Annotated in this window: 17 protein-coding genes; 4 read left to right on the top strand and 13 right to left on the bottom strand. The window is 55.1% G+C overall.

Going from position 1 to position 21,098, the window contains the following annotated elements; all coding sequences use genetic code 11:
• Window positions 1-7: 7 nt before the first annotated feature.
• From nuoH to lrhA, 8 genes are all read right to left on the bottom strand, one after another.
• The gene (nuoH, locus tag M8318_RS15830) at window positions 8-985 is read right to left on the bottom strand and encodes an NADH-quinone oxidoreductase subunit NuoH (protein ID WP_106996023.1); all 978 of its coding nucleotides are present in this window, start codon (window positions 983-985) and stop codon (window positions 8-10) included.
• Window positions 982-3,705, bottom strand: a complete 2,724-nt coding sequence (gene nuoG / locus M8318_RS15825) for an NADH-quinone oxidoreductase subunit NuoG (RefSeq protein ID WP_262663474.1) — start codon at window positions 3,703-3,705, stop codon at window positions 982-984. Before nuoG ends, nuoH begins: the two co-directional genes overlap by 4 nt.
• A gap of 55 nt (window positions 3,706-3,760) precedes the next feature.
• On the bottom strand, window positions 3,761-5,098 hold the full coding sequence (gene nuoF / locus M8318_RS15820) for an NADH-quinone oxidoreductase subunit NuoF (protein WP_225758353.1): 1,338 nt from the start codon (window positions 5,096-5,098) through the stop codon (window positions 3,761-3,763).
• Window positions 5,095-5,595 (bottom strand): NADH-quinone oxidoreductase subunit NuoE, encoded by a 501-nt coding sequence (gene nuoE, locus M8318_RS15815; protein ID WP_014071107.1) that lies wholly within the window; start codon window positions 5,593-5,595, stop codon window positions 5,095-5,097. The genes nuoF and nuoE overlap by 4 nt, the downstream gene beginning before the upstream one ends.
• Window positions 5,596-5,597: 2 nt before the next feature.
• Window positions 5,598-7,400, bottom strand: coding sequence for an NADH-quinone oxidoreductase subunit C/D (gene nuoC / locus M8318_RS15810; RefSeq protein ID WP_072250777.1), 1,803 nt, complete (start codon window positions 7,398-7,400; stop codon window positions 5,598-5,600).
• An 89-nt stretch (window positions 7,401-7,489) separates the two neighbouring features.
• Window positions 7,490-8,164, bottom strand: coding sequence for an NADH-quinone oxidoreductase subunit NuoB (gene nuoB / locus M8318_RS15805; RefSeq protein ID WP_032612787.1), 675 nt, complete (start codon window positions 8,162-8,164; stop codon window positions 7,490-7,492).
• Between the two features lie 15 nt (window positions 8,165-8,179).
• Window positions 8,180-8,620 carry an NADH-quinone oxidoreductase subunit NuoA gene (nuoA, locus tag M8318_RS15800; RefSeq protein WP_166183049.1) on the bottom strand — a complete coding sequence of 147 codons (441 nt, stop codon included), beginning with the start codon at window positions 8,618-8,620 and terminating at the stop codon, window positions 8,180-8,182.
• 631 nt (window positions 8,621-9,251) lie between these two features.
• Complete coding sequence (gene lrhA / locus M8318_RS15795) at window positions 9,252-10,190, bottom strand: transcriptional regulator LrhA (protein WP_262663473.1); 939 nt, start codon at window positions 10,188-10,190, stop codon at window positions 9,252-9,254.
• A 947-nt stretch (window positions 10,191-11,137) separates the two neighbouring features.
• On the opposite strand from lrhA, the gene M8318_RS15790 reads away from it, so the two are divergent.
• Window positions 11,138-12,352 (top strand): pyridoxal phosphate-dependent aminotransferase, encoded by a 1,215-nt coding sequence (locus M8318_RS15790; RefSeq protein WP_262663472.1) that lies wholly within the window; start codon window positions 11,138-11,140, stop codon window positions 12,350-12,352.
• A 95-nt stretch (window positions 12,353-12,447) separates the two neighbouring features.
• Window positions 12,448-13,047: a 5'-deoxynucleotidase gene (gene yfbR, locus M8318_RS15785; protein ID WP_262663471.1), complete on the top strand. Its 600-nt coding sequence runs from the start codon at window positions 12,448-12,450 to the stop codon at window positions 13,045-13,047.
• A gap of 57 nt (window positions 13,048-13,104) precedes the next feature.
• Here yfbR and M8318_RS15780 read toward each other — a convergent pair whose 3' ends face one another.
• From M8318_RS15780 to yfbV, 4 genes are all read right to left on the bottom strand, one after another.
• Window positions 13,105-14,937 carry an SLC13 family permease gene (locus M8318_RS15780; RefSeq protein WP_262663470.1) on the bottom strand — a complete coding sequence of 611 codons (1,833 nt, stop codon included), beginning with the start codon at window positions 14,935-14,937 and terminating at the stop codon, window positions 13,105-13,107.
• A gap of 77 nt (window positions 14,938-15,014) precedes the next feature.
• The gene (locus M8318_RS15775; RefSeq protein ID WP_262663469.1) at window positions 15,015-15,674 is read right to left on the bottom strand and encodes a sugar phosphatase; all 660 of its coding nucleotides are present in this window, start codon (window positions 15,672-15,674) and stop codon (window positions 15,015-15,017) included.
• 11 nt (window positions 15,675-15,685) lie between these two features.
• On the bottom strand, window positions 15,686-16,180 hold the full coding sequence (locus M8318_RS15770) for a YfbU family protein (protein ID WP_106996032.1): 495 nt from the start codon (window positions 16,178-16,180) through the stop codon (window positions 15,686-15,688).
• Between the two features lie 92 nt (window positions 16,181-16,272).
• Window positions 16,273-16,728, bottom strand: coding sequence for a terminus macrodomain insulation protein YfbV (gene yfbV / locus M8318_RS15765; protein WP_106996033.1), 456 nt, complete (start codon window positions 16,726-16,728; stop codon window positions 16,273-16,275).
• A gap of 336 nt (window positions 16,729-17,064) precedes the next feature.
• Between yfbV and ackA the strand changes: the two genes are divergently transcribed.
• On the top strand, window positions 17,065-18,267 hold the full coding sequence (gene ackA, locus M8318_RS15760) for an acetate kinase (RefSeq protein WP_262663468.1): 1,203 nt from the start codon (window positions 17,065-17,067) through the stop codon (window positions 18,265-18,267).
• Window positions 18,268-18,343: 76 nt separating this feature from the next.
• Window positions 18,344-20,482: a phosphate acetyltransferase gene (pta, locus tag M8318_RS15755; protein ID WP_106996035.1), complete on the top strand. Its 2,139-nt coding sequence runs from the start codon at window positions 18,344-18,346 to the stop codon at window positions 20,480-20,482.
• Window positions 20,483-20,537: 55 nt separating this feature from the next.
• Here the strand turns inward: pta and yfcD are convergent, their stop codons facing one another.
• The gene (gene yfcD / locus M8318_RS15750; protein ID WP_106996036.1) at window positions 20,538-21,080 is read right to left on the bottom strand and encodes an NUDIX hydrolase YfcD; all 543 of its coding nucleotides are present in this window, start codon (window positions 21,078-21,080) and stop codon (window positions 20,538-20,540) included.
• Window positions 21,081-21,098 lie beyond the last annotated feature (18 nt).

Below are 21,098 nucleotides of genomic sequence, written 5' to 3'. Positions count from 1 at the left end.
AAGCCCCTTATGGCTGCTGCCAGAGAATGACAGCCGCCGTTACCAACAAGTTGACGAGCGTCAGCGGCAGGCACACTTTCCAGCCGAAGGACATTACCTGGTCATAACGCGGACGCGGTAAGGACGCACGAATCAAAATGAACATCATCATGAAGAACGCGGTTTTCAGGGCGAACCAGATGAACGGCGGTAAGAACGGGCCATGCCAGCCACCAAAGAACAGCGTTACCATCAACGCGGAGATGGTGACGATACCGATGTACTCGCCCACGAAGAACAGACCGAACTTCATGCCGGAATATTCAATGTGGTAACCGTCGGCCAGTTCCTGCTCGGCTTCTGGCTGGTCAAACGGGTGACGGTGACACACCGCCACGCCCGCGATAGCAAAGGTCACAAAACCGAAGAACTGCGGGATCACGTTCCAGATGTCGGCCTGGTTGTTGACAATGTCGGTCATGTTGAATGAACCGGCCTGCGCCACCACGCCCATCAGGGAGAGACCCAGGAACACTTCGTAGCTCAGGGTCTGCGCAGACGCACGCATCGCACCCAGCAGGGAGTATTTGTTGTTACTGGACCAGCCGGCGAACAGCACCGCGTAGACCGCGAGGCCTGCCATCATCAGGAAGAACAGGATCCCGATGTTCAGATCCGCCACAACCCAGGTCGGGCTGACCGGAACGATAGCAAATGCCAGCAGCAGCGAGGTAAAGGCGATCATCGGTGCCAGAGTAAAGATCACGCGATCCGAGAAGCGCGGGACCCAGTCCTCTTTAAAGAACATCTTGATCATGTCCGCGACCAGCTGGAGTGAACCACCCCAGCCCACGCGGTTCGGTCCGTAACGGTTCTGGAACAGACCGAGCAGACGACGTTCACCAAAGCTCATGAACGCGCCGCAGGTAACGACCACCAGCAGAATAACAACCGCTTTCAGGATGCTCAGCAGGATGTCGATAAGATCGGGCGTAAACCAACTCATGCTTTTGCCTCCTGCAGGTTATCAAGGCGCGCACCCGCCAGCACTGGCGCGATGCCAGGCAGACCCATCGGCAGACCCACCTGCCCTGCTGTCAGACCTTCAGAGATAATCAGCGGCAGGCTGATTGTCTGGCCTTCATAGCTAAAGCTGATGTTCGCGCCTGCGTTAACGCCAAGCTTCGCGGCATCTGCCGGGTTGAGCTTGATGTACGGCTGCGGCATACGGGTCTGGAAGACCGGGGAACGCTGGGACATTTCGTCGCTACCAAACAGATGGTAGTACGGTGCAATACGCCAGTTACCCTCTTCCGCCTGGAAGCGTGCCGGCACGGTGGAGAAGAACTCGAGACCGGTTGCGCTTGCTTCAAACAGACGTACGCCCGGATCGCCGTGACGCAGAGAACCGCCCACTTCCGCCTGGAACTTGTTCCATGCCTGCGGGGAGTTCCAGCCTGGCGCCCATGCGAATGGGATCTGCGAACGCGGTGCAGACGGCTGGTTGTTCCCTTCCATCGAGAAGGCGAACATGGTGTCTTTGTCCTGCGGTTGGCGCGGTTCATGCACGCTGATGTTGGCACGCATCGCGGTACGACCGCTGTAGCGGTGCGGTTCACGGGCCAGTTTCTGGCCGCGAATACGGAAGCTGGCTTCCGGTGCCGCATCTTTAATGCCTGCCAGCTGCGGCAGTTGTGCCACGGCAGCGTCGATCACGTGGTCGAGCTGGGTCCAGTCCACTTCACGGCTCAGCACGGTGCTGTGCAGGGAGTGCAGCCAGCGCCAGCTTTCCAGCATCACGATGTTGCTGTCGTAGTAAGCCGGGTCATAAACCTGGAAGAAGCGCTGGGCGCGGCCTTCGTTGTTCACCACGGTGCCGTCGCTTTCAGCGAAGCTTGCCGCAGAGAGCACCAGATGCGCTTTGTCCATGATTGCCGTGCGCTGATGGTCGATAACCATCACCAGCGGCGCTTTCGACAGAGCGGCATCCACGCGGGCAGCAGAAGCATGACGATGCAGATCGTTTTCCAGCACCACCACCGCGTCAGCAGAACCGGATTCCAGTTCGCTTAACGCTTCTTCCAGAGAGCCGCCGCCAATCATGCCCAGACCGATGCTGTTTACCGCACGGGCAATCATGGTCACGCCAACGTCCGCACCGCGACCTTTCAGGGCTTTAGCCACGTTGGCAGCCGCTTCAATGATCTCTGCGCTACCGGCGTTAGTACCGGAAATGATCAGCGGTTTCTTCGCACCGGCCAGCGCCTGCACGATCACGTCAACCTTGTTTTGCAGATCGCGATCCAGTTCAACGGCCGGGGAGCTGCTGTCCAGCGCGTGGGCGATAGCAAAGCCGAGGCGCGCCTGATCTTCAACCGGGGCACGGTAGGTCCAGGCCGCGATGTCGTCCAGACGGGTATTGTCGACGTTAGTCACAAACAACGGATGCTTGGCGCGCTGACCGATGTTGAGGATTGCCGCGATCTGCCAGTCAGCCACTTTCTGGGCCGCTGCCATTTCACGCGCTTTCCCTTTCACCGCCTGACGAACCGCCAGGGCAGCACGAGCGCCGGTCTGGGTTAAATCTTCACCCAATACCAGAACCGCATCATAGGATTCGATTTCGCGCAGGGCCGGAGTATGAACCCCGCCTTCGCGCAGCACTTTCAGCACCAGCTGCAGACGTTCCTGCTCGCCCTGAGCGATACCGGTGTAGAAGTTATCCGCACCCACCAGCTCACGCAGCGCGAAGTTGCTTTCAACGCTGGCACGCGGGGAGCCGATACCGATCACTTTCTTCGACTGGCGCAGAATATCCGCCGCGCCCTGCATCGCCTGCTCGGCGTTCAGGGTGATGACGTCGTCGCCACGGCGCTGAACCGGCTGACGCGGACGGTCTTTCAGGTTCACATAGCCATAGCCGAAACGACCGCGGTCGCAGAGGAAGTAGTGGTTAACGGTACCGTTGTAACGGTTTTCGATACGACGCAGTTCGCCATAGCGTTCACCCGGGCTGGTGTTACAGCCGAGGGAGCACTGCTGGCAGATGCTTGGCGCAAACTGCATGTCCCACTTACGGTTGTAACGCTCGGAGTGCGTTTTATCGGTGAAGACGCCGGTCGGACAGATTTCGACCAGGTTACCGGAGAATTCGCTCTCCAGCACACCGTCTTCCGGACGACCGAAGTAGACGTTGTCATGTGCGCCATAAACGCCCAGATCTTCGCCGTCGGCGTAGTCTTTGTAGTAACGCACGCAGCGGTAGCAGGCGATGCAGCGGTTCATTTCGTGAGAGATGAACGGCCCCAGATCCTGGTTACGGTGGGTACGCTTGGTGAAACGGTAACGACGGAAGCTGTGCCCGGTCATCACGGTCATATCCTGAAGGTGGCAGTTACCGCCCTCTTCACAGACCGGACAATCGTGCGGGTGGTTGGTCATCAACCACTCCACCACGCTTTCACGGAACTGTTTCGCTTCCGTATCGTCGATAGAAATAAAGGTACCTTCGGTGGCTGGCGTCATACAGGACATCACCAGGCGACCACGCGTGTCTTCCGCGTTTTGATATTGCTTCACCGCACACTGGCGGCAAGCACCGACGCTCCCCAGCGCCGGATGCCAGCAAAAATACGGAATATCAAGGCCGAGGGACAGACAAGCTTCCAGCAGGTTGTCCGCGCCATTAACCTCGTATTCTTTGCCGTCTACATGAATCGTAGCCATTAGCATGCTTCCAGTTGGCTCGAATTAACTTCGAGCGTTAATCAAAATTCTGTTTTTACCAGCGCGCTTTCAACAGGTTCGGCTGAATACCATTGATTGAATGGGTATTGCTGAACGGCTGCTTGATGCCTGCTTCGAATTCGTCGCGGAAATATTTAATCGCGCTCTGCAGTGGCTCGACCGCGCCTGGCGCATGCGCACAGAAGGTTTTTCCCGGGCCCAGGAATCGACACAGTTGCTCAAGTGTCTCGATATCGCCAGGCTGGCCTTCGCCACGCTCGATAGCACGCAGGATCTTCACGCTCCACGGCAGACCATCACGGCACGGTGTACACCAGCCGCAGGACTCACGGGCGAAGAACTCTTCCAGGTTACGCACCAGCGGTACCATGCCGATCTCGTGGTCGACGGCCATCGCCAGCGCCGTACCCAGACGGCTACCTGCTTTACCAATGCTTTCGAATTCCATCGGCAGATCGAGATGGGATTCAGTCAGGAAGTCCGTCCCTGCCCCACCCGGCTGCCAGGCTTTGAATTTCAGGCCATCACGCATGCCACCAGCGTAGTCTTCCAGAATCTCACGGGCGGTGGTGCCAAACGGCAGTTCCCAGACGCCAGGATTCTTCACGCGACCGGAGAAGCCCATCAGCTTGGTACCGGCATCTTTACTTGTAGAGATGCCCTGATACCACTCCACGCCGTTAGCGAGGATGGCCGGAACGTTACACAGGGTTTCGACATTGTTAACGCAGGTCGGTTTACCCCATACGCCGGAGCTTGCCGGGAACGGTGGCTTGGAACGCGGGTTAGCACGGCGGCCTTCGAGGGAGTTAATCAGTGCGGTCTCTTCACCACAGATATAACGCCCTGCCCCGGTATGCACGAACAGTTCGAAGTCAAAACCGGTGCCGAGAATGTTTTTGCCAAGCAGGCCCGCTTCGGTGGCTTCGGCAATCGCGCGACGCAAATTCTCTGCCGCTTCGATGTACTCGCCGCGCAGGAAGATGTAGCCGCGATAGGCTTTCAGCGCGAACGCGGAGATCAGCATGCCTTCCACCAGCAGGTGCGGCAGCTGCTCCATCAGCAGGCGGTCTTTGTAGGTGCCTGGCTCCATTTCATCGGCGTTACACAGCAGGTAACGGATGTTCATGGATTCGTCTTTCGGCATCAGGCTCCACTTCAGACCGGTGGAAAAGCCTGCGCCGCCGCGCCCTTTCAGGCCAGCGTCTTTTACCGCATTAACGATTTCGTCCGGCGCCATACCGCTCAGGGCTTTACGTGCCCCGGCGTAGCCGTTTTTGCTTTCGTATTCTTCAAGCCATACCGGCTGTTTGTCATCGCGCAGACGCCAGGTCAGCGGATGAGTCTCAGCAGTACGAATTACAGTTTTCATTTGTACTGCTCCAGCAGGTCAGGAATGGCTTCCGGCGTCAGATGGCTGTGAGTGTCCTCATCAATCATCATGGTCGGCCCCTTGTCGCAGTTGCCCAGGCAGCAGGTTGGCAGCAGGGTAAAGCGACCATCAAAGGTGGTCTGCCCTGGCTTGATATCGAGCTTTTTCTCGATAGCGGCCTGGATGCCCTGATACCCGGTGATGTGACAAACGACGCTGTCACAGTAGCGGATCACATGGCGGCCAACCGGCTGACGGAAGATCTGGCTATAGAACGTGGCTACGCCTTCTACGTCACTTGCCGGAATACCCAGCACTTTTGCGATCTCATAGATCGCCCCATCCGGCACCCAACCACGCTGTTTCTGTACGATTTTCAGCGCTTCAATGGACGCCGCACGCGGGTCTTCGTAGTGGTGCATCTCGTGCTCAATGGCGGCACGTTCTGCTTCACTCAGCTCAAAAGCCTCGGTTTGTGGTTGTTGATTCTCGTGCATAATTAGCGGTCCACATCTGACATAACAAAATCGATACTACCCAGATACACAATCAGGTCGGAGACCAGACTGCCGCGAATGGCGGCCGGGATCTGCTGCAGGTGCGCGAAGCTTGGCGTACGCACACGGGTACGGTAGCTCATGGTGCTGCCGTCGCTGGTCAGGTAGTAACTGTTGATACCCTTGGTCGCTTCGATCATCTGGAAGGATTCTTGCGCCGGCATGACCGGACCCCAGGAAACCTGCAGGAAGTGCGTGATCAGGGTTTCGATATGCTGCAGTGTGCGCTCTTTCGGTGGCGGCGTGGTCAGCGGGTGATCCGCCTTGAACGGGCCTTCCGGCATGTTGTTGAGGCACTGCTCAAGGATGCGCAGGCTCTGGCGCAGCTCTTCCACTTTCAGCATTACGCGGGTGTAGCAGTCGGATACACCGCCGCCAACCGGGACTTCAAAGTCGAAGTTTTCGTAGCCAGAGTAAGGACGGGCTTTACGCACGTCGAAATCAATACCGGTGGCACGCAGACCTGCACCTGTTGTACCCCACTCCAGCGCCTCTTTCGCGCCATAGGCAGCAACGCCTTTAGAACGGCCAATCAGGATGGTGTTACGCAGCGCGGCTTTCTCGTACGACGCCAGACGTTTCGGCATCCAGTCGAGGAATTCACGCAGCAGACGGTCCCAGCCGCGCGGCAGATCGTGTGCCACACCGCCAATACGGAACCAGGCCGGGTGCATACGGAAACCGGTAATCGCTTCCACCAGATCGTAGATTTTCTGACGATCGGTAAAGGCGAAGAAGACCGGGGTCATCGCGCCGACGTCCTGAATGAACGTGGAGATGTACAGCAGGTGGCTGTTAATACGGAACAGTTCTGACAGCATCACGCGGATCACGTTAACGCGATCCGGGGTGGTGATACCCGCCAGTTTCTCAACGGCCAGCACGTATGGCATTTCGTTTACGCAGCCGCCGAGGTACTCGATACGGTCGGTATACGGAATATAGCTGTGCCAGGACTGACGCTCGCCCATCTTCTCAGCACCACGGTGGTGGTAACCGATATCAGGTACGCAGTCGACAATCTCTTCGCCATCAAGCTGAAGAATAATACGGAATGCACCGTGCGCAGACGGGTGGTTTGGACCGAGGTTGAGGAACATGAAGTCCTCGTTATCGGTACCGCGCTTCATGCCCCAGTCTTCCGGCTTGAAGGTCAGCGCTTCCATCTCCAGATCCTGTTTGGCTTTGGTCAGCTCAAACGGGTCGAATTCGGTGGCGCGGGCCGGATAGTCTTTACGCAGCGGATGACCGGTCCAGGTTGGCGGCATCATGATGCGGGTCAGGTGCGGGTGACCGTCGAAGGTCATGCCAAACATTTCCCAGGTCTCACGCTCATACCAGTTGGCGTTCGGGAACAGTTTGGTGATCGTCGGCAGATGCATGTCGTTTTCAGACAATGCCACCTTGAGCATGATATCCGTGTTGCGGTCTATTGAGATCAGGTGGTAGAAAACGGAAAAATCCGCAGCAGGGAGGCCCTGGCGGTGAGTTCGCAGACGTTCGTCCATGCCGTGTAAGTCAAAAAGCATGACGTAAGGTTTAGGCAGTTTCTTTAGGAAATCAACCACTTCCAGTAACTGCTCACGCTTCACCCAAACAACGGGTACCCCGGTGCGGGTGGCCTGAACAGTAAAGGCATCCGGCCCAAAACGGTTGCGCAGTTCGCCAATGACCGGGTCATCCAGATGATCCCGTGTTTGCCAGGCGGCGTCTTGCGCGGTTAAGTCGGTCATAGTGTTCACCATTGCAAAAGGTCCGTGGTGACTGTCGGGCGTGGCTTCGCGCTATTTGAATAGTGATATGCGAAGGTTATCTCCATGCCCACAGGCGCAAATTAAATTTCGTCCGGTGTACGCAGATTGGTCACTGCAATACGTTCGCCGCGTTTACGCTCGCGTTCGGACTGCATGTTAGCGCGGTACACGCCCTGGTCACCCACGACCCAGGAGAGCGGACGGCGTTCTTTGCCAATCGACTCCTGCAACAGCATCAGAGCCTGCATATAGGCTTCTGGACGCGGTGGGCAGCCCGGGATGTAAACATCCACCGGGATGAACTTATCTACACCTTGCACAACAGAATAAATGTCGTACATACCGCCAGAGTTTGCACAAGCACCCATGGAGATAACCCATTTTGGCTCGAGCATCTGGTCGTATAGACGCTGAATGACCGGCGCCATTTTGGTAAAGCAGGTCCCTGCTACCACCATCAGGTCAGCCTGACGCGGAGAGGCACGCAGTACTTCTGCACCAAAACGCGCAACGTCATGCACCGCAGTGAATGACGTCACCATTTCAACGTAGCAGCAAGAAAGGCCAAAGTTGTATGGCCAGATGGAGTTCTTACGACCCCAGTTGACCATATCGTGCATGGCATTTTCGAGCTTGCCCATGTACACGCTTTTATTGACTTCTTGCTCCAGGGGGTCGGTTACGATCTCCTGCTTTTGCAGGGGGTAACGGTCATTCTCACCGTTAGGATCTATGCGGGTGAGCGTATAATCCATCTTATTGCCTCGCTGTTACTGCTGACGATTAGAGATACTGTTTTCCGGGTTGGTACGTTCACGGCGTGAACGTGCAGGTGTCCAGTCCAGCGCGCCGATACGCACCAGATAAACCAGACCGGCCAGTAACACTAAAATGAAAATTGCGGCCTCGACAAAGCCTACCCAGCCACTCTCACGAATGGAGGTCGACCATGCGAACAGGTAAAGCGCTTCCACGTCAAAGATGACGAAGAACATGGCCACCAGATAGAACTTGGCGGACAGGCGTAAACGCGCGGTACCTACCGAATCGATACCCGATTCAAATGGCGTGTTTTTGTGCCTTGCCCGGGCGCGACCGCCGAGGAACCAGCCGCCGATAAGCATCAGGCAGCACAGGCCAATGGCAACGATAAGAAAGATTGCGAATGCCCAGTGATGAGCGATGACTTCTGTGGATGTTGACATACTCATTGCTTACTCATCAAAAGTGATACCTGAAAACCCTGCTCTTTCTGGCAGATGGGCATCACATCGATTCATGGGGAGGAACAAATAACCGTACACTAACTGTCGAAAAATGAGACATAGACAGCAAAATGATGTGGTTTTTTACTCCTTTCTATAACCTTTTGTCAACTTTAACAAAAGTTTCTTCACATTAGATTACATCGTTCGATCTTCATTAACATTTAATGCCCTTTACCCTCAAAAAGTGTGAGGCGCGTTCCGGCGTGGGGGTGTTGAATCGAGTCCGTAGCAATCTAATACAAAGATTACCCGTCTATTTTGACAGGATTTGCCGCTGATTCCTCCCCCCAAAGAGGAGTATTTTCTTGATCTGTGACACGCTTTTGTTAATTCAATCAAAAAAACGGCAACATCTTTGCTGCTTTTTTAACATGCCCATTGACATTAGAGAGAAGCGGGGAAGCAGGTTTTGCAAGGCAGAATGGACAACTATCGGGTTGATAAAACACAAGATTGTCTAAAACGTAAGGTAAAACGTAGAGGGTAGATGCAAAAAAAGAACCACTTTGCTGGTCTTCAGCCGCAGTGGTTCTTTTTCGTTGGAACAATTGTTATCAGATTATGAGTGATTCGTTTACTCGAAATCGCGCTCTATCACCAGGGAGTCGTCCCCCCCTTCCGGAGTAACATTGTTGTACTGCCAGGGGTTGTCGTAGTTTTCCATGGCGTTAAAAATGGTCTGCGCCAGTTCATTTTTGCTGAGCGGGTTGTGGCACAGCATATACTCCGTATCCGGCAGCGCAGGCAATCCATCCGCTTTCCCTAACACCCGTAAATCCGGACTCATCATCTCAACCGGGCGTGCCGTGACGCCAAGCCCCGCTTTCACCGCTGCGCGAACCGCAGGCAGCGTTGAGGCTACATAGGCGAGTCGCCATGGCACGTTGGCGGCATTGAGCGTGGCCAGCACAATGTCGCGGAACGGGCTGGGATCGTCCAGCAGCACCAGCGGAACCGGCTCCCCGCGCTGCAGAGAAAATTCTGCGGCACAGTACCAGTGCGTCGGCGAAGTACGCAGCGTCAGGCTGTCAAACTGGCCGGTACGGTGAGTAGTGACCACCAGATCGACCTCCTGCTCCTGCAGCATATCGACCATATAGGCATTACGTTTAACCCTGACATCCAGCGCAAGCTTCGGATAAACCGAACTGATGCGGTTGAGCAGGAACGGCAGAATAGTATCCGCCGACTCATCAGACGCACCTAAAGTTAAGACGCCCTGCAGATTACTAAACATTAAGGATGTACATGCTTCATCATTGAAACGTAGGATTTTTCTGGCATAACCCAGCAGCTGAATCCCGTGTTCCGTTAACAGCTTATTGCGGCCATGACGGGCAAAAAGCTCTTTACCCACCAGTTGCTCCAGTCGTTGCATTTGTTGACTGACCGCAGATTGGGTACGGCAAACTGCGGCCGCGGCAGCAGCAAAGGTGTTGAGATCGGCGACCGCCACAAAGGTTCTCAGCAGATCGAGGTCGAGATTCAGTATCGGACGATTTGCATTAATCATATCTTTTCACTTACAGGTTGCTCGTACGGAGCTGCCCCGGGTTTAAGCTGTGTGCGTAAAAGTAATACAGTTCCTTCTGAAACAAATCCTCTGACGTCCCGGTCTGGCATTGTGCCTGCGTAATGTAATTGTGCTGGGTATATCAGTGGTCAGAAACAACTTATCTGACGATATTTTTATTCTCAACAACGTTCGAGATATATAGATGTTTGCCGGATGATGTAAATTCCATAAAAGAAGATGCATTTCCAGTGTCAACTTTATCGCAGTACAGGTTAAGCAGCAATGGTGTCACTTAACTTCTCAAGGCAGAGATAATTCTAGCAATAACAATAAACTATTAAAGGTTAACGTATCAAGGCCTGGAGTGACCTGTTATCTTTCTTCGCTAAACTCAGTGACATCTTACCCTAAAACCTTTTTATTTATAAGCCTTATTGCGTTTCCAGTGATTTAACCTGAGTGATAACTCGCTAAACTAATTTTATTTATATTAACGAAAGTTGCGATTTCGCCTTTATTTGGAAATAACTAATAATTCGATCAAGACTTAATGATTAATAATACTTAACATTAAATTCACACGAGCAACCTTTATATAAAAAGGCAGGGAAGTAAACGCTACTGCATTTCATTCAGCTTTTACGAAATGTTCCTGTAGGAAACTGTAGCACTGCCAGCCTAAGTCGCTCAATACGCGGCTTTTTTACAGCGTAAAATCCATTTTAATACGCCACAACCAAAATAAATCACCAAATAACAATAAAAATATGGCCCATAAAATGTAAGCAAAGTTAAAAAACAGTTAAAAACTTCAATATCACTTTCGGGGAATGGACAAAATCTTCTTCTGCCAACGCTTCAAAATCGGCCAAGCGAGGAGTACATTGTTCCGTGCTAACTTCCACGGCAGGAAGTAGCAATAACAGCGAAAAGGTTAAAGATTCATGTCACCCATCGAAAAATCCAGCAAGTTAGATAACGTTTGTTACGACATTCGTGGCCCGGTTCTTAAAGAGGCAAAACGTCTCGAAGAAGAAGGTAATAAAGTACTTAAGCTCAATATCGGCAACCCGGCGCCATTTGGTTTTGATGCACCGGATGAAATTCTGGTTGATGTGATCCGCAACCTGCCGACGGCGCAAGGCTACAGCGACTCCAAAGGTCTCTACTCTGCGCGTAAAGCCATCATGCAGCACTATCAGGCGCAGGGCATGCGCGATGTGACTGTAGAAGATATCTACATTGGTAACGGTGTTTCCGAGCTGATCGTCCAGGCGATGCAGGCCCTGCTGAACAGCGGTGACGAAATGCTGGTCCCGGCACCGGATTACCCACTGTGGACCGCGGCAGTTTCGCTCTCCAGCGGTAAAGCGGTGCACTACCTGTGTGATGAATCCGCTGACTGGTTCCCGGACCTGGATGACATTCGCGCCAAAATCACGCCGCGCACCCGCGGGATCGTCATCATCAACCCGAACAACCCAACCGGTGCCGTCTATTCCAAAGAGCTGCTGCTGGAGATTGTCGAGCTGGCCCGCCAGCATAACCTGATCATCTTCGCGGATGAGATTTACGACAAAATTTTGTACGACGCGGCACAGCATCACTGCATCGCCGCGCTGGCACCGGATCTGCTGACCGTCACCTTTAATGGTCTGTCCAAAACCTACCGCGTCGCCGGTTTCCGTCAGGGCTGGATGGTGCTGAACGGGCCGAAGAAACACGCCAGAGGCTATATCGAAGGTCTGGAGATGCTGGCCTCCATGCGTCTGTGCGCCAACGTACCGGCCCAGCACGCGATCCAGACGGCACTGGGCGGCTATCAGAGCATCAGTGAATTTATCGTGCCGGGCGGGCGTCTGTATGAGCAGCGTCAACGCGCATGGGAGCTGATTAACGATATTCCGGGCGTCTCCTGCGTGAAACCAAACGGCGCGCTCTATATGTTCCCGAAAATCGATATCAAACGCTTCAACATCTTTGACGATCAGAAGATGGTGCTCGACTTCCTGCTGCAGGAAAAAGTGTTGCTGGTGCAGGGCACCGCGTTTAACTGGCCGTGGCCGGACCATGTGCGCATCGTTACGCTGCCGCGTGAGGATGAGCTGGAGATGGCCATCAGCCGCTTCGGGCGATTCCTCGGCGGATACCATCAGTAATAAGACCCTCGGGCTGCCACTGGCAGCCCGATTTGCATCTCACCGCCCCTCCCCTCACAATGAAACCTGTCGCTGTGCAAGACAAAAGGTAACTTATGAGTCAGAGTCATTTCTTCGCCCATCTTTCCCGCCTGAAACTGATTAACCGCTGGCCGCTGATGCGTAACGTGCGCACCGAGAACGTCTCCGAGCACAGCCTGCAGGTTGCCATGGTCGCCCACGCGCTGGCAGCCATCAAAAACCGCAAGTTTAACGGCCAGGTCAATGCTGAACGTATCGCCCTGCTGGCGATGTACCATGATGCCTCCGAGGTGCTGACGGGCGATCTACCCACCCCGGTGAAGTACTTCAATTCGCAAATTGCCCAGGAGTACAAAGCGATCGAGAAAATCGCTCAGCAAAAACTGGTCGATATGGTGCCGGACGAGCTGCGGGATATTTTCGAGCCGCTGATTGACGAGCAGAGCTACAGCGAAGAGGATCGGTCGATCGTCAAGCAGGCCGACGCGCTCTGCGCCTACCTGAAATGTCTGGAAGAGCTCTCTGCCGGCAATCATGAGTTTTTACTGGCGAAAACCCGCCTGGAAAAGACCCTCGAGTCGCGCCGCAGTGAGGAGATGGACTACTTTATGCAGGTGTTTGTTCCGAGCTTCCAGCTGTCGCTGGATGAGATTAGCCAGGATTCACCGTTGTAGTTTTGTGCCGGGTGGCGGCTACGCCTTACCCGGCCTACCAAACCGTATCACGCGGCGTTAAAACGGGAACAACACCGGGATCATCACCACGCACACCACCATCACCAGGATCGTGAAGGGCACGCCGAGCTTCACGAAATCGCTGAAGCTGTATTTGCCTGGCCCCAGTACCAGGGTGTTAACCGGTGACGAGACCGGCGTCATAAAGGCGGCTGACGCGGCCATCGCCACCATCATCGCAAAGGGATAAGGCGATACGCCCATCGATTTCGCCATCGCCAGCGCAATGGGTGCCATCAGGACCGCGGTTGCGGTGTTGGAGATAAACAGCCCGATGGTGGCGCACATGATAAACAGGCACATCAGCATCATGTAAGGGCCGTAACCGCCTCCCAGCTCCATCAACCCTTGCACCACCAAATCGACCCCACCAGTTTTTTGCAGCGCCAGCGCAAAGGGCATCATGCCGACAATCAAAATGATGCTCGGCCAGTGGATCGCCTTGTAAGCGCTTTCAGCATCGATACAGCGGAATTTGCCCATCAGCAGGCAGGCCACGATCGCCGCCACCGGATTGGGAATTTCGTCGGTCAGCATCAGGGCGACCATCAGCACCAGACAAAAAATGGCGTGCGGCGCCTGGCTGTGGGCGGGAGAGGCATCGCTTACTTCGATGGGTAAGTTGAGCACCACAAAATCGCGACCTCTCTGACCCAACTGGGTGATCAGCTTCCAGTTGCCCACCACCAGGAAGATATCCCCCAGTTCCAGGGGCTCATCCACCACCGAACCGTCTATCGCCACGCCGTCGCGTTTTAACCCCACCACGTTCAGACCGTAACGGGTACGAAAGCCTATTTCACGGATGGTTTTGCCGAGCAGCTCCGACTCGGGGATCAGCGACACCTCCGCCATCCCCACGTCCAGCGCCTGATCGGAGAAGTACTCCCCGCGCAGGACCATCGGCTCCAGCAGCTGTTCGCTGCAAAAGTCGCGCAGATCGACATCCGCGGAGGACATATCAATCAGCAGCACGTCCCGGGCGCGAAACTCCGATACGCCGTTAACGTTCACAATCACCCGGCGAAAACGACGCCAGCGCTCCACACCAATGACGTTCGCCCCGTAGCGTTCGCGAAGTTTGAGATCGTCCAGACGCTGACCAATCAGCGGTGAGCCGGGGCGGATCGCCAGGCGACGGGCCCGTCCGGTGAGGCGATACTCTTTGATCAGATCGCGGAAGGTGCGGCGCTTCCAGCCGTCGCGAGGTTTATCCTGCTTATCGCTCTTCAGGGCAAAGCGGGTCAGCAGCATATAGATAATGCCCAGCACGAGGATCACCAGCCCCAGCGGCGTCACGCTGAAGAAGCCAAAGCCTTCCAGACCTTCACGCAGCAGTTCACTGTTGACCACCAGGTTCGGCGGTGTGGCCACCAGCGTCATCATGCCGCTGATAAGCCCGGCGAAGCTGAGCGGCATCATCAGACGCGAGGGCGAGATCTGCATGCGCATCGAGACGCTGAGCACCACCGGAATAAAGATTGCCACCACCCCGGTAGAGCTCATAAACGCCCCCAGCCCGGCGACGGTGAGCATCAAAAAGATCAGCATTTTGGTTTCGCTGTTGCCCGCCACGCTGACCAGCCAGGAGCCCATACTGGTCGCCACGCCGGTGCGCACCAGGCCGTCACCAATGATAAACAGGGCGGCAATTAAAATAACGTTGGGATCGCTAAAGCCAGAGAAGGCTTCCGGGAGAGTTAAGGTGCCACTGAGCACAAAGGCCACGATCACCAGCAGGGCCACGGCATCCATGCGGACTTTGCCGGTCGCAAACAGAATAATCGCGATAAGAAGCAGGCTTAAGACCCAAATAAGTTCACCGTTCAAAACAGATCCTTGTCAGAAGAGAGTGAAGCCGATAGTGCCATAAAAAAGCCCCAACAATGTGGGGCTATATCATGGGATTACATTTTTTGGGAGACGGTTACATTCCCGTCGGCTGTGCGGCTGACGGCGACGGCCTCAAGCGTGGTGAGCACAAGGTCTGCCTCCTCCAGGCGCGGTGAGTTGGCGGGAACATTGACGGCAATGACATGGCAGCCAGCATTAAGGCCCGCCAGCACGCCAGCGGCGGCATCTTCCACCACCACGCATTCTTCCGGCGCCAGCCCCAGCAGCTTCGCGCCGAGTAAAAAGGCGTCGGGCTCCGGCTTGCCGCGCGTTACCCGCTCTGCGGTGATAAACACCTCCGGCACCGGCAACCCTGCCGCTCTGTGCCGCGCATGGGCCACAGGAACCGAGCCGGAGGTGACGATAGCCCACGGGATCCCCGCTTCATTCAGGTGTCTGAGCAGCTCAAGCGCCCCCGGCAGCGCGGTGATACCGTCGGTATCGGTGGCTTCAACCTGCTCAAGCCAGGTAAACTCCGCCTGAATAGCATCTTCGCTTTTGCCCTGCAGAAAGTGCCGTAAAGAGGTTATGGCCTGTTTGCCATGGATAAAATTCAGCACCTCCTGATGGTCGATGCCATGCCGGTCAGCCCAGCGACACCAGGAGCGCTCCACCACCGGTAACGAATCGACCAGCGTACCGTCCAGATCAAACAGAAAACCTTTACACTGCACATCAACCTCCGTCAGGCGTTAATAATTTGTTGAATCTCATTGCTGCTCAGATGGTACTGACGCGGGCAGGCGTGCCATACGCTGAGCATCCGCTGATACTTTTCCCACATCGGGGTCTGGGCGTTAAAGCCATGGGTACCGGCATCGAAATGGGTGTAGCGCCCTTCCACATTAACCATAAAGCGGACATAACTCAGGTAACGGGATTCGGTGGCGGCATCAAAGCCCAGGAAGGTGACACGACGTTCGTCGATGGTCTGGGCATCTTTCAGGTTAGTCCATGAAACATGCAGGGCGTGGTACATCTCCATGATGTCGATAACGGTACGACAGGTCTCTTCCTTAAGTTCGCCAAACTCGCGATCCAGCTCGCGCATCTGTAAACCGAAACCACGTTCGACGATAGTCTGCAAGCGGCGATAGCGCTCGGCGTTGTCGGGATCAAGCATCGTCATCATTTTGTACTGGTTAGATAAAATCAGACGTTGAGCGTGGGTCATTTCCATCTTTCGACTCCTGTTGCACATGGCAGCGTAAAAAAAAGACACGGTAACGGTGGGTTACTGTGCCTTCTTTTAGCGATCGTTTCGATGATCAATCACAAGTCATCGAGGAATGTTTTATCAAGTTGCTTGAATGCACGCTTCAGGGTATCGGCCAGCGCCTGATAGTCGGGTTTACCCTCGACCGGAGCCAGCGCCTGACCGGCATCCTGCAACTTGCCGCGAACTTCATAGAACCAGGACAACACTGACGGCGGCAGTGGCGTGACCGAACGTTTACCCAGCCACCACAATCCCTGCATCGGCAGGCTCAGGGCGAACAGCGCGGTAGCCACCGCAGGCCCGAGTTGACCACCCAGTGCAATCTGCCAGCACAGGGTAAAAACGGCGAGGGGCGGCATCAGCCGAATAGCGTGGCGGGTCGCGCGGATTACGCGGTTTTCAATGAAGACGGGTGCCAGCCGCTTTTCCAGTGGCCACGTCTTCGAATAATGCTGTCCCCGGCGAAACAGGCTAAAAAAGCTCACGGAAGGGTTCACGGGTGTCGACATGGCTTACCTCAACTTCACATATAAAGATTAAAAAATTCGTGCAAAACCACAACTGGTCATGACATCGTTCAAAAACTTTTGTCAGCACTACCCAGTATCGGGTATCCTGTGCCGGCCTGCAAAGGCCTTAGACGACGAATGTTCACTCGTCAAATTATCGCACATTATGCCATTGCCGGAAAAATGCGCAAAATGGCATAAAATCATATGTATTCTTTTCGTCATGCCAGAATGTACATCAGGCATGATGTTAATCATAAATGTCAGCGATATCTTGCGCTACGATCCTTGACTCACTGACGTTTTTTTAGCCACGTATCAATAATAGGTACTTCCATGTCGAGTAAGTTAGTACTGGTTCTGAACTGCGGTAGCTCCTCACTTAAATTCGCTATCATCGATGCGATCAACGGTGAAGAGTACCTTTCTGGTTTGGCCGAATGTTTCCATCTTCCTGAAGCACGTCTTAAGTGGAAAATGGACGGCAGCAAACAGGAAGCGGCTTTAGGTGCAGGCGCCGCTCACAGCGAAGCGCTGAACTTTATCGTTAACACTATTCTGGCACAAAAACCAGAACTGTCCGCTCAGCTGACTGCTATCGGTCACCGTATCGTTCATGGTGGCGAGAAGTACACCAGTTCTGTGATCATTGATGACTCCGTTATTCAGGGTATCAAAGACTCCGCCTCTTTTGCACCGCTGCATAACCCGGCTCACCTGATCGGTATCGCTGAAGCACTGAAATCCTTCCCGCATCTGAAAGACAAAAACGTGGCCGTATTCGACACCGCGTTCCATCAGACCATGCCGGAAGAGTCTTACCTCTATGCCCTGCCGTACAAACTGTACAAAGAGCACGGCGTTCGTCGCTACGGCGCACACGGCACCAGCCATTTCTACGTGACGCAAGAAGCTGCGAAAATGCTGAACAAGCCGGTTGAAGAAGTGAATATCATCACTTGCCACCTGGGCAACGGCGGTTCCGTTTCTGCTATCCGTAACGGCAAATGTGTTGATACCTCTATGGGTCTGACCCCGCTGGAAGGCCTGGTGATGGGTACTCGCTCCGGTGATATCGACCCGGCGATCATCTTCCATCTGCACGATACCCTGGGCATGAGCGTTGAAGATATCAACAAAATGCTGACTAAAGAGTCTGGCCTGCTGGGTCTGACCGAAGTCACCAGCGACTGCCGCTACGTTGAAGATAACTACGCCGAGAAAGAAGACGCTAAACGTGCAATGGACGTTTACTGCCACCGTCTGGCCAAGTACATCGGTTCTTACACTGCGCTGATGGATGGTCGTCTGGATGGCGTGGTCTTCACCGGTGGTATTGGTGAGAACGCAGCAATGGTGCGCGAGCTGTCCCTGGGCAAACTGGGCGTGCTGGGCTTTGACGTTGACCATGAACGTAACCTGGCTGCGCGCTTCGGTAAGTCTGGCTTCATCAACAAAGAAGGCACCACTCTGGCAATGGTTATCCCAACCAACGAAGAGCTGGTCATCGCGCAAGACGCGAACCGTCTGACTGCCTGATTCCACACCGCCAGCAATGCTGGCGGTGCTGTTTTGTAGCCCGCCTGATTTCGGCGGTAACGAAAGAGGATAAATCGTGTCCCGTACTATTATGCTGATCCCGACCGGAACCAGCGTAGGCCTGACCAGCGTCAGCCTCGGTGTGATCCGTGCGATGGAACGCAAAGGCGTTCGTCTGAGCGTGTTTAAGCCAATCGCTCAACCACGTGCTGGTGGCGATGCCCCAGACCAGACCACCACTATCGTTCGTGCGAACTCTAACCTGCCAGCCGCTGAACCGCTGAAGATGAGCCACGTTGAGTCTCTGCTCTCCAGCAACCAGAAAGACGTGCTGATGGAAGAGATCATCGCTAACTATCACGCTAACGCCCAGGATGCGGAAGTGGTGCTGGTAGAAGGCCTGGTACCGACGCGCAAGCATCAGTTTGCTCAGTCCCTTAACTTCGAAATCGCCAAAACGCTGAACGCGGAAATCGTGTTCGTCATGTCCCAGGGTACCGATACCCCGGAACAGCTGAAAGAGCGTATTGAGCTGACCCGCAGCAGCTTCGGCGGCGCGAAAAATGCCAACATCACCGGCGTTATCGTTAACAAACTGAACGCCCCGGTTGATGAGCAAGGCCGTACTCGCCCTGACCTGTCTGAAATTTTCGACGACTCGTCCAAAGCGAAAGTCGTGAAAATCGATCCGGCTAAACTGCAGGAGTATAGCTCCCTGCCAGTGCTGGGCGCGGTGCAGTGGAGCTTCGATCTGATCGCCACCCGTGCAATCGATATGGCGCGTCACCTGAACGCCACCATCGTTAACGAAGGCGATATCAACACCCGTCGCGTGAAGTCCGTGACCTTCTGTGCGCGTAGCATTCCGCACATGCTGGAACACTTCCGTGCAGGTTCCCTGCTGGTGACCTCCGCTGACCGTCCTGACGTGCTGGTTGCAGCCTGCCTGGCGGCGATGAACGGCGTGGAAATCGGTGCGATCCTGCTGACCGGTGCCTATGAAATGGACCCACGCGTCAGCAAACTGTGCGAACGCGCATTTGCCACCGGCCTGCCGGTCTTCATGGTAGACACCAACACCTGGCAGACCTCTCTGAGCCTGCAGAGCTTCAACCTGGAAGTGCCGGTTGATGACCATCAGCGTATCGAGAAAGTGCAGGAATACGTTGCCGGTTGCATCAATGCCGACTGGATTGAATCCCTGACCGCGACCTCCGAGCGCAGCCGTCGTCTCTCTCCACCAGCCTTCCGTTATCAGCTCACCGAGCTGGCGCGTAAAGCGGGCAAACGCGTTGTGCTGCCAGAAGGCGATGAACCGCGTACCGTTAAAGCCGCAGCCATCTGTGCCGAGCGTGGTATCGCCACCTGTGTGCTGTTGGGTAACCCGGATGAGATCACCCGCGTTGCTGCTTCACAGGGCGTTGAGCTGGGTTCTGGTATCGAAATCGTGGACCCGGAAGTGGTGCGTGAAAGCTACGTTGCCCGTCTGGTCGAGCTGCGTAAGAGCAAGGGCATGACTGAAGCCGTTGCCCGCGAACAGCTGGAAGACAACGTGGTTCTCGGTACGCTGATGCTGGAGCAGGACGAAGTTGACGGTCTGGTTTCCGGTGCGGTTCACACTACTGCGAACACCATCCGTCCGCCGCTGCAGCTGATCAAAACTGCACCAGGCAGCTCGCTGGTCTCGTCCGTGTTCTTCATGCTGCTGCCGGAACAGGTTTACGTGTACGGTGACTGTGCGATCAACCCGGATCCAACTGCTGAACAGCTGGCCGAGATCGCAATCCAGTCTGCTGACTCCGCGATTGCCTTCGGTATTGAACCGCGCGTAGCGATGCTCTCCTACTCCACCGGTACTTCTGGTGCAGGTAGCGACGTAGAGAAAGTACGTGAAGCGACCCGTATTGCTCAGGAAAAACGCCCGGATCTGGTTATCGATGGCCCGCTGCAGTATGACGCCGCAGTTATGGCTGACGTAGCGAAATCCAAAGCGCCGAACTCGCCGGTTGCGGGTCGCGCTACCGTGTTCATCTTCCCGGATCTGAACACCGGTAACACCACCTACAAAGCGGTACAGCGTTCAGCCGACCTGATCTCCATCGGGCCGATGCTGCAGGGTATGCGCAAGCCGGTGAACGACCTGTCTCGTGGCGCGCTGGTAGACGATATCGTCTACACCATCGCCCTGACCGCGATCCAGTCTTCCCAGCAGTAAGCAGCACCCCAACGTAAAAAGGCGACCCGCGGGTCGCCTTTTTTTATGGTCGCGATTAAGCTTCTTCGTGCTTAACCGGCTCGTTGCTGGCATTGCGGCTCATCCACAGGGCCAGCGCTTTCAGCGAATCTGGCGTGAAGTCGTCGCAACGGGCGGTGATCTCCGCCGGGGTCATCCAACAGACTTCACTCACCTCTTCCTCCTGCAGCGCAAACGGACCGTGGGAGACACAGCTGAAAAGGCCTCCCCAGACGCGGCAGTGGCTATCTTCAAAGTAGAACTGGCCATGTTCGGCAAACGGCACGCCGGCAATCCCCAGCTCCTCTTCCGCTTCGCGGCGAGCGGAATCGAGTAACTGCTCATCGGCCTGCACTACGCCACCGGCGGTAGCATCGAGCATGCCGGGCATAAAGTCTTTCGTTTCGGTACGGCGCTGAACCAGAATATTGCCCATCCCATCATGCACGACGATATAGGTCGCGCGATGGCGAAGGCGCTGCGCCCGCATCTGCTCGCGGCTCGCCTGTGCGATTACCTCATTGTCTTCGTTGACAATATCCACCCATTCCGTACTTGCCAAATGACTCTGCTCCACCATCGGGAAACCTTCTCTTTA

The sequence above is a fragment of the Leclercia tamurae genome, from assembly GCF_025566055.1.
In the GTDB taxonomy this organism is placed as follows: domain Bacteria; phylum Pseudomonadota; class Gammaproteobacteria; order Enterobacterales; family Enterobacteriaceae; genus Enterobacter; species Enterobacter tamurae.
The sequence above is the reverse complement of the archived record's forward strand: the minus strand, read 5'-3'. Positions and strand labels throughout refer to the sequence as shown.